Genomic DNA, 8643 nt, shown 5'->3' with positions numbered 1-8643 from the left:
CGTTACAAGCCGCAGCAGTCGGTGAGTTGGTGTCCCTCACTTTCCCACCACTAGAGACAAATCAACCGCCCTCTACCTCCATCTCGTCACTGATGGAGACAGACCAGCCATCAACCCAAAACCAGAAGGAGGAACCAACCCCAATTGCCGATTGCACTCAAATCGCTGCCTACCAAAAACTGTTCGATCTGCTCTTTAACCAACGGGAGCTTTCTGTTACTGAAGCTTCTGCAACGATTGAACCAGATGAACCAGATAACCTAACTCCATCAAGCCTTTCATACCAGAAGCGGCCAGAACCAATTTCTACGAATAGGCTTCTTCTTGAACTCGCTATTCAGATGTATCCCGACATCGCTCTTGTTTGGAATCAATATAGAACGGGAAGCACAGAAGTGGAGCCAGGAAGATGGGTTCTCGATGGTAACTTCCATGAACTCGTCTACGACTCAAAAACAGAGGAACTCTTTTTGAACCATCACCAGAGAGGGGCATTAGCTCGGTATAAAGGTGGAAAAGTGCTGTTCGCTCAAGGGATTACCCCAGAAGACGTGGAAAATTTCTCCCAGATTGCAGCAGCAGCACAGCAGCTACCCCAACAGTTGCCGCAACAGAAGCCCCAAATTGAACGTTGAGTGGAGACGTCGCCAATCCGGTATAACGGATTGGAGTCGCTCCCTAAGATCTTTCAAATCCTCCCTAGTCCACAGGAAGCGCGTGCGCTCCGCCAAGCCAAAGGAAACTTACGCCCGTCAGCCCCAGCCCTTTCACAATTCGGTCGAGCGGAATGTGAAAGGACTTCCCATGTGTCCTGTTGGCAGGACACGAACTTTTCCGATGAAGCCGCGGCTATCAGCAGGGGTAAACAGTTAACCTCCTAGTGGCGGCGACTCAACTTCATTCACCCGGCAGCGTCAGAGTCACACCAGTAAGATGCCCTTTTTCATCTAGGCCCACCTCCCAACCCATACTCTTAAGCTCCTTTGCCACCAGAAAAGCAAATTCTTCTGGCGTTTCGATAAAACCATACTTTCGTGCCATGTGAGCAAACAGGCTGTTTAAATCAATAGGTTTTGGCTTCCCATAGTTTGGATCTAATTTCTTTCGTCGTTTAGCTTCACCCATACTGTCGCTGGTTCAAGAGCATCAGCCATAACGGAAATCTTAACGGAGTTCTCCGTCAACTGGATACAAAAGCGCTCACGGATGGTTCACCCCCAACACTGCATCACGCTCACACCCAGGAGCTATCCCAAGTTAAATTCCACGCGACTGGAAGCGAGACAACAATAGGACAGGCGCATCCGACACGCGGCAAGCCGCTCCTCATGAGAGGATGGAGACAAGGTAGCAGCTAGCCCAACAAAAGATTATTTTTTCTTATCGAGTCGGGAGAAATTAATCACCCGCTGCCAATTGGTTCAGCTCCAGTACCCATCGCTTGATCTGGGCGTGTTTCTCGGCAGAAAGCAATTTGCAGGCTGCATTCATCGCGTAGGGCGGCCAGCAAAGGCGTAAATCAGCCAAGATGGAGCGGTCGGGACAATTATCTAAACTTTGTGCCATGTCCGCGAGATTTTCTCGTTCTAGCCAAGGGTCGCTTGACTGGGGAAAATCTTCGCGGCTGCGGCTATCGCTTTGCTCAAGCAAATTTAACTGCTCAGTCTGGGCTGTTGACCGAACTTTTTCTCGTTCGGATTCAGTCAAAAGGGTACACCGCACCCAGTTGACTTGATTTTCTCCGTGCTCCCCTTTGGCAGCAGCCAGATCATCCTTATTGTTAGCCGACAAAAGCTGTTCCTTAATCCTGAAGGCTTGCTTAATCTTTGCCTGAAGATTGTCACTGGCTCGGTGCGGAAAAGTGGAGTAGTCAGGCTCCTCACCCAATGAAGGTTCATTCCACTTCAACCCAACGTGTGCTTTGAACTGCGGTTCAGTATGAGATTGCGGCTCTTTTACTGCCTGTTCTAATTTTTTGTCCAGGGTGTCCACCCTTTGTCCACCAGAGGAAATAGAGGTTGGAGAAATTTCAGGAGCAATTTTTTCAAGTACTGCAACCGTTGATTTTTCTTTAGCTAAATCTCTTGGTTGGACAGTTGATCCACCCTGGACACCCTTGATTTCACGTTGTTCTGGGTTGTCCACAGTACAATTACTTACCGCTTGATTTTTTGATCCACCCTGGACACCCTCATGGGAAGAGGGAGGTGTAGGAGGTATATGAGGATTGTTATCACCATCACCCCAATCACCCCCATCCTCGTCTGGAGGAGAGGGTGGATTCCAAAAATCGGCAAACTCCATTAGACCGCCCTCCTCACACTTGGACTTACGGCAAACCCAGGTGGGATCTGTGGGAGGTGGAGCATTTTCAGAGCTGCCACTCCATCCATTGTTCTGGTTTATGCTGACAAAAGCTCCCGGCAGGGTAGTAACATATTCCCAGTGAGCCGGTATCCGATCTCGATCCCCGTTCGACATGGGACCCCAGCGCCGCTGCACGAAGTTGTTCGGCAGTACCGTCTTCAGATGGCTGATGAATTTACTCATCCCCAGCGGCGTGTAACCGTGTTCTTTGCAGTAGGCGACATACACCGTATGCAACAGGTAATGGGGCATGAACCCAGGCTCATGATTAGGACGCAGGCAGTTATCGACAAAGCTTTTTGTACTGTCGCTGTAGAGAGCCGCATCAAGGCGTAAGTTGATGACTCGTTCGTTTTCTGGCTCAGATAGTAGGATGCGATCGCGCTCTTCTCGCGGCATCGCCAAAGCCCAGGAAATTACATCAGCCTTGACCGCCTCAAGTCTGAGTTTTAGGTCTGGGTCGGGCAATACATTCCGGGCTTTAACCGGGATTGGGTAAGCTCGCCGCGCATACCCATCACCCGCGTTCTCAATTTGCAGGAAATCCACCGAGGCAGCCCAAAACCGCACATCCCACCGCTTCATGTAGCCAACTGGATTAAACAAGGCTCGACCGCTAAGTTCGCCATTGTCTACCAATTCGTAGAAAGCGCGAGGACTTTGGACGAAGCCACCCACATCGGGGAATCCGAAAATTCTTTTGTTCGTCAGAAACTGGTGCCTGCCCTCTGGAGTTGCTATTTCCGAAAAATTTACAGCGCTGTCAGATGCTTCCCCCCATAAACTATTCCAGAATCGCCCCAGAGTACCCTTGCCACCACCCGATTGACCGATTATATGGGGGAAACGTCCGTAGGGAGCTGTCGGATCGAGGAACATTGAAGTGAACGCCCGAATGATGGGAAGCATATCCTCCCCAAACGATTCAGCGATGAATTGGCGGAAGGTTTCTGGGCATTCTTTTCCCGGCTCGTAATCATAGGGAATCATGCTGGTAAGAAAATGCTCTTTGCTGTGGGGCAAAGTCTTACCCGTTCGCATATCCACGACACAGTTTTGAAGGCCACGAGGTGCGTGTTGGATGGAAGCTCAAGAGAGCGATCAAGACGGCTGCGGATGTACTTGAAGGCTGATTCCTTGTGACTGTTGGTTTCGTAAGGCTTAACGACTTGCCAGCCAAACTCCTTAGAGTGCTTAAGTTTATAAGCTTTTTCGCCAGCGTCAGCGATTTGGGCATTGATGAGGGTGTCTTTCTGGTGCTGCCAATAGTCCAGGTGTTCTTTCCACTGGTAAAAAGCGGAGTCAATTACGCGCCAATCTCCAGCAGTTGCGCCGAATTCGCGACGATAAACCCAACCGTCGAAGGTTTGGGCAGTGACGCAGTTTTCAAAGGGCAAGTTTAGCTGTTTGGAAATGCGCTCGTAAAACCACTCTGGATTGCTTTTATCGGGTGTTGAGCCAGAATCATCACCCCCACCGTTGCCGCCAGAGCCACCTCCACGAAGATTTCCACTGCCGTTGCCACCGTTGTTGTCTGGTTGTAGAGACTTGAGCCACTGGCTGTAAGGCAGAGCTTCATCAAAGGCTTGCTCAAAGGCGATCGCACCTTCTTTTACAATTAAATCGTCAACGCCTTTGCCTTGGTCGAGGTGCCAGAGAGTTACAAAAATTTCAGCTCGTTCCTTTTTAATTAGCCGTCCTAGCTGACGTAACGCCGCCTCCACGCTCTCTTTAACAATGATGTCACTGTCAAAGGCAAGGTAAACCGGACGCCCCGGCACGATGAACGGGCGGATTGACGGGTGTAGTTTTGTGCCTTTGCCTTCCTGACCCATCCACACGCCAGAGATAGAGATGGCAATCCAACCGTGAGACAATAGGCAAGCTGACTTCTTCGCGCCCTCAGTGAGGACAATCGGTAACTCTGGGTGGTTGAGCACCCACAGCCAAAAGCCCAGGTCTTCGCGAGCGCGGATAATATCAGCATCCTCAATCGGGACGTTAAACCGCTCACTAATCGTTTGCCAGTAGTTGAGGGTTAGAAGCAGATAAACCGCAGAGGACTTGCCACCCTTGGGAAAACTAAGGTACTTCTGCTGCTCGTTATGGTCAGGAAATTGAATCGGGGTATCAGGCTTGAACTGTCCGGACTTACCCAGTTGTCCAGTTTTTGGGTCGCAACTGAAGACATACCAACCGCCTGTGTGACCGTACCAATTCCAATTGAGTAACTGCGCGATCGCCGGAGGATGATCGATGTGACGAAGATTTTTGGCAGTAATTTCTGGGGCTACCCTGCTGCCTGTTACCCATTCGGCTTCCCGCTGTTGGGGTGACTTACTGTTGGCGAGTCGAACAGATTCCTCCTGCCGCCGCCGTTCTTCCCGCTCAGGAGAGGTGAGAATTCGGGCGATCTGCGCTTCGCAGCAGCGCTTCGCTATCGCTTTGGTGTCGTAGCAGCCCCAACACTGATATTTGCCCGAATGCCGATCAATAGAGAGCTTAGGTTTGCCGCAGTTGGGGCAGTTGTATCGTCCTTTTTTAGCTTGGGTGAGCTGGTGAGCAAAGTTGCGAATGTCAAAAGTTGGTTCAGATGTAAATGCCATGAATGCCGCCTCCTGCGCGGTGTTAGGGTGACAGTTCCCCTACCGAGCTGCTTATGAAGGCAAAAATCGTCTTGTGGCACAAGCTGAAGCAGTGGCACAATTGTTTAAGTAAGACGGTGCTGACCGTCTGACCGTCAAACCGTCAATCGCAATTTTTGGCTTTCACGGCTTTACCTGATTGCCAAGCGAGCGAACAAATCTGCCAATAGTCTGCTAGACTTAGGCATGAAATGCCACTCTGCTGCAAAGCGGCAGTCAGAGTATGAAACAAGCGATTCTTGCCTTCCTGCACCACCTTTTGTTTAGCCTGAGAAACTTTGAAAAGGTGAGTGGTAGGGGAAATTTAAATTTGTTGAATTGTGTCCCGCTCTCAAGGCGGGATTTTTATTGGAAACATAAGCAGTTCAGATGAGCTATAGGGATCTTAATATGATTTGAGCTTGAGAGAGATAAACTTGCTCCATAAGTGAACTCAACAAATGGGCATTAGCCCAGGCGACTTCCGGGGACTTGCACTCCCGCACCGCCTCAAGGGAGGGGTGGCACTGCGCGATCGCTCTCCTAAGCATTAGCTAGCTGAATGAGAATGATTTCTTCTGGAAACTCCTCGCGTTCGCAGTGTTTGAGTAGTTCATCAATGTGCATCGCAGTTCTCCTTGTTGCAACATTCACTCTGAAGAATTTTTTTGACCTCTGGTGGGGTTGTTTTAAAGACCCGCGCCAGCTTTTCAAGCTCTTTGGCTGTCATGTGATCGCCTCCTCTGATTTTTTGAAGGCGTTCCAGTGCGATTTCGGACTGAGCGCTGATTTGCTCTAAAGCCCACTGACTAAGACGATCAGGCTGAAATTCTACAAGATGCAGTTTTTCTAAAGCCCTGAGAGCTACCTCAATGAGATCGGTGGCTTCCATCTCGATGAACGCCTCAATAATCTCGTCTTTTGTAGGCTTTGGCTGTCCAGAACGGTTATTCAACGCTTCCCGCATCAAAACAACCGCCGCATTAGTAACGCTCTTATAAGGAAACTCCGCTAATTCTTCGAGAGTTTCCTTAAGGTCATTCGGGATGATTATCGACAGTCGAGCTTGATCTTTGTCTTTTGCCACCTAATGCGTCTCGATAACTGATCCAATAATACTCCTCATGGCGTGTTGTGCTTTTTCTCCAAATCTTTTACACATTAATGTGAGTTAATCACACTAATGTGTGATATCCTAACAAGTGTCAGGCAAAAATTCGGTAAAGCAACGGCGAAGCGCTTACAGAAGCCATACCAACGCCAAAGCCGAACTTTTTGCCTCAAGACTTGTCTTGGTCGAAGTTTCACCGCTCTAGCAGTAAATCACCGAACTCTGACCGAGCTAAGTAACCGAAAGCTTTACATAACGAATATTTCAGGAGGTGAGAGCCACGTTTGCCGAAGTATCACCGCAGGTTACCCGAATCACGGGGATTGCCCCAACAGATTGGATTGAAGTAGGGCAAAATAACCCATCCCACATTTCTTTGAGTGATGCGTTGAAGGAGTTGGGAATTAGCGATCGCCAGTTGATGAAGTATCGGCTGATTGCGCGAAAAATTAAGCCTTATTGGGATAGAGCATTAAACCGTAATCCCGATTACCCAATTGAGCGCAAAAAGCAATTAGAGCAAAAGCTCAAAGGTGGGTATGTACAAGTCAGTTACATTGATGAACCCCCGTTCACCTGGTTCGAGTTTTTGGTTTTGAAGTATCTCGTTAAACAGAACAAGTTGTTTCGTTCCCTCAAAAAACTCGAAACATTTACCAAACTCAACCCGCACATTTTTGCAACAGAGGAGACATTGAACAATGCAATTGAGCGACTTAGCTAATCAACACAATTTATCTTTGGATTCTTTGCAAATTGAGCTTTTGAATGAATTCCCAGACGTAGAGCAGTGGGATGAAATTCCTGATTCAGCAATGCCCAAAGTGCAAGAATTGCTGAATAAAGCGCCTGAAATCAAAGAAATGGCTCATGCCTTTGCTCTGCCAGCAGCCAGTGATAACGGTAGTGGTAGTAACAGGAATAACGGTAACGAAAACGGACATTTACCGAAAGCTGAAGCCTTAACGATTGCTCAAGAATATGGTGTTTCCACTGACTTTGTGTACGCCGTAAAAAACGCTGATATTCAGCTACAGTTAGACGCTGAAACCGAGTTTAAATCTGGGATTGCGGAAGCCGAACTGCTGATTGCTGCCAAGGAAGCTGGTAAGGCTTTGGTGTACGAAGCTTACGACGAAAATCGCGACCTAGAGCGGCAGCAAAAGCTCAATCAAATCCAATCCCTTAAAGCCAACGGGCTAGACTTCCTGCGACAGAAATATGGAGTCAATCCAGGAGCTAGGGCTAGCAAAGCTAACGAACGTTTAACCCAGATTCAGCAGGGATTAGCTGAAAGCAACGTGGATGTCAAGGCTTTTTTCGTCAAGAAATAGAGTTTGAAGACTTCTCGATTGGAGAAGACATTCAAGCCTATTTTTCTCAACTATCAACCGCAGAGATTTCGGCTTTTAAAGCCGAAATCCAAGGGCTGAAAACCCTAAACAACAGTCAACAAAAATCCCAGGAGAAAACTATGTCTCACCTTGTAGCTATCGGAACTTTGACCGCCACAGCCGGAGCTATCAGTTTAGCTTTCCCGCCTGTTGGCATTGCCTTTGGGCTATTCGTTCTAGGTGCTGGATTGATGGCAAGAGATTAATGCAGATAGTTTATCGCCTGCTTTTCTGGACACTGCTCATATTCCTAGTTGAATCCGGAATTCTAAATTTATTGAGGTGTTTGCAATGACCGCAGCGGAGAAGATGCCAGCGCTGACGAACTGGACACTCCCAGCGCTAGCTCTAACCAAACGACCGCTCTTTACGAATCGCAAGGACTCTAACGATTATGCCAAAATCATTCGCCCAATACCGCATCGAGGCCTCGTCCCTTAACGAAGCAGCAAAGCAACAGGGACGCCTTGAACCCATTCCCAACTACGCCACGATGCGCCTTAAGCCCCTAGTGCGTGCTGTACTTCAGGCGAGGCTCGACGCAGGTAAATCCATAACGCAGGAGGTGAAGTAATGGGAATCCGATTTAACCCCAACCTTCCTGCCAACGACGCTCCAGACGACGAACTGATAGCCCAAAAGTTAGGAGGTCTGATGCTAGGCGACCCCGACGCTTTTGAAGAACCTCCAACGGACGAAAGCGTAGGCGCTAGCTGGAATGCCGAAGTATGGGACTCCATCTTTGACGCAGGCGAAGAGGAGGAGGAAGCATGACAGAACGACCCAAAACTTTTCAAATTACCCCTGAATCAAATCCAGATATTTGGGCATTGCTACAGCCACCAGAACGCGAACTTACTGCAAAAGAGCTTCATGTAGTTGAGGTTCTAGAACAAGCCCGCCCTGGATTGGGTGATGTTGCTAAAGCAAATATCCTCAACCCTAACTCAGACTGGGCAGAACAGATTGAGCAGATGCCTGAAGAGGAAATTGTTGCGCGAACGGCTTTCGTTTCCAACAGCTTCAGTTACCGCCACATTGGGCATTAGGAGAAGGAGGTTCATTCAATGAAGCTGGATGAGGAACAAAAGTGGGAAAACCTTATCCAGCTTCTTGCCTTGCTGACGACGCTAATAATTTTCCTCAC

The 8643-nt window shown here is 48.7% G+C and carries 11 protein-coding genes; 7 read left to right on the top strand and 4 right to left on the bottom strand.

The window, feature by feature from the left end; translation table 11 throughout:
• The coding region (locus V6C93_RS31315; protein ID WP_333480592.1) for a hypothetical protein at positions 1 to 635 on the top strand (635 nt) is incomplete at its 5' end.
• A 262-nt stretch (positions 636 to 897) separates the two neighbouring features.
• Here the strand turns inward: V6C93_RS31315 and V6C93_RS31310 are convergent.
• The 4 genes from V6C93_RS31310 to V6C93_RS31295 all read right to left on the bottom strand — a co-directional run bounded on the left by V6C93_RS31310 (position 898) and on the right by V6C93_RS31295 (position 6078).
• The gene (locus V6C93_RS31310; RefSeq protein WP_333480591.1) at positions 898 to 1125 is read right to left on the bottom strand and encodes a hypothetical protein; all 228 of its coding nucleotides are present in this window, start codon (positions 1123 to 1125) and stop codon (positions 898 to 900) included.
• A 273-nt stretch (positions 1126 to 1398) separates the two neighbouring features.
• Positions 1399 to 3408 (bottom strand): primase-like DNA-binding domain-containing protein, encoded by a 2010-nt coding sequence (locus V6C93_RS31305; RefSeq protein ID WP_333480590.1) that lies wholly within the window; start codon positions 3406 to 3408, stop codon positions 1399 to 1401.
• Entirely contained in the window at positions 3354 to 4973 is a 1620-nt protein-coding gene (locus V6C93_RS31300; RefSeq protein WP_333480589.1) for a DUF3854 domain-containing protein, read from the bottom strand. The genes V6C93_RS31305 and V6C93_RS31300 overlap by 55 nt, the downstream gene beginning before the upstream one ends.
• Before the next feature lie 634 nt (positions 4974 to 5607).
• A complete protein-coding gene (locus V6C93_RS31295; RefSeq protein ID WP_333480588.1) occupies positions 5608 to 6078 on the bottom strand; it encodes a hypothetical protein in 471 nt (156 codons plus the stop codon).
• 295 nt (positions 6079 to 6373) lie between these two features.
• Here V6C93_RS31295 and V6C93_RS31290 point away from each other — a divergent pair, with 295 nt between their 5' ends.
• The 6 genes from V6C93_RS31290 to V6C93_RS31265 all read left to right on the top strand — a co-directional run bounded on the left by V6C93_RS31290 (position 6374) and on the right by V6C93_RS31265 (position 8545).
• Positions 6374 to 6826, top strand: a complete 453-nt coding sequence (locus V6C93_RS31290; RefSeq protein WP_333480587.1) for a hypothetical protein — start codon at positions 6374 to 6376, stop codon at positions 6824 to 6826.
• A complete protein-coding gene (locus V6C93_RS31285) occupies positions 6804 to 7436 on the top strand; it encodes a hypothetical protein (RefSeq protein ID WP_333480586.1) in 633 nt (210 codons plus the stop codon). The genes V6C93_RS31290 and V6C93_RS31285 overlap by 23 nt, the downstream gene beginning before the upstream one ends.
• Positions 7437 to 7576: 140 nt before the next feature.
• The gene (locus V6C93_RS31280) at positions 7577 to 7702 is read left to right on the top strand and encodes a hypothetical protein (RefSeq protein ID WP_333480585.1); all 126 of its coding nucleotides are present in this window, start codon (positions 7577 to 7579) and stop codon (positions 7700 to 7702) included.
• 188 nt (positions 7703 to 7890) lie between these two features.
• Positions 7891 to 8070, top strand: a complete 180-nt coding sequence (locus V6C93_RS31275) for a hypothetical protein (RefSeq protein ID WP_333480584.1) — start codon at positions 7891 to 7893, stop codon at positions 8068 to 8070.
• Positions 8070 to 8270, top strand: a complete 201-nt coding sequence (locus V6C93_RS31270; RefSeq protein ID WP_333480583.1) for a hypothetical protein — start codon at positions 8070 to 8072, stop codon at positions 8268 to 8270. The genes V6C93_RS31275 and V6C93_RS31270 overlap by 1 nt, the downstream gene beginning before the upstream one ends.
• Complete coding sequence (locus tag V6C93_RS31265) at positions 8267 to 8545, top strand: hypothetical protein (protein WP_333480582.1); 279 nt, start codon at positions 8267 to 8269, stop codon at positions 8543 to 8545. The genes V6C93_RS31270 and V6C93_RS31265 overlap by 4 nt, the downstream gene beginning before the upstream one ends.
• The last annotated feature ends 98 nt before the right edge of the window (positions 8546 to 8643 follow it).

Origin of the sequence: Allocoleopsis sp. (assembly GCF_036703385.1) — a bacterium.
Lineage (GTDB): Bacteria > Cyanobacteriota > Cyanobacteriia > Cyanobacteriales > Coleofasciculaceae > Allocoleopsis.
This window is presented reverse-complemented; position numbering and strand designations above follow the sequence as displayed.

Bases quoted from the DNA above. Each gene is read 5' to 3' on its own strand.
- V6C93_RS31310 (WP_333480591.1), bottom strand. From the start codon at position 1,125: ATGGGTGAAGCTAAACGACGAAAGAAATTAGATCCAAACTATGGGAAG.
- V6C93_RS31305 (WP_333480590.1), bottom strand. From the start codon at position 3,408: ATGCGAACGGGTAAGACTTTGCCCCACAGCAAAGAGCATTTTCTTACC.
- V6C93_RS31300 (WP_333480589.1), bottom strand. From the start codon at position 4,973: ATGGCATTTACATCTGAACCAACTTTTGACATTCGCAACTTTGCTCAC.
- V6C93_RS31285 (WP_333480586.1), top strand. From the start codon at position 6,804: ATGCAATTGAGCGACTTAGCTAATCAACACAATTTATCTTTGGATTCT.
- V6C93_RS31280 (WP_333480585.1), top strand. From the start codon at position 7,577: ATGTCTCACCTTGTAGCTATCGGAACTTTGACCGCCACAGCCGGAGCT.
- V6C93_RS31275 (WP_333480584.1), top strand. From the start codon at position 7,891: ATGCCAAAATCATTCGCCCAATACCGCATCGAGGCCTCGTCCCTTAAC.
- V6C93_RS31270 (WP_333480583.1), top strand. From the start codon at position 8,070: ATGGGAATCCGATTTAACCCCAACCTTCCTGCCAACGACGCTCCAGAC.
- V6C93_RS31265 (WP_333480582.1), top strand. From the start codon at position 8,267: ATGACAGAACGACCCAAAACTTTTCAAATTACCCCTGAATCAAATCCA.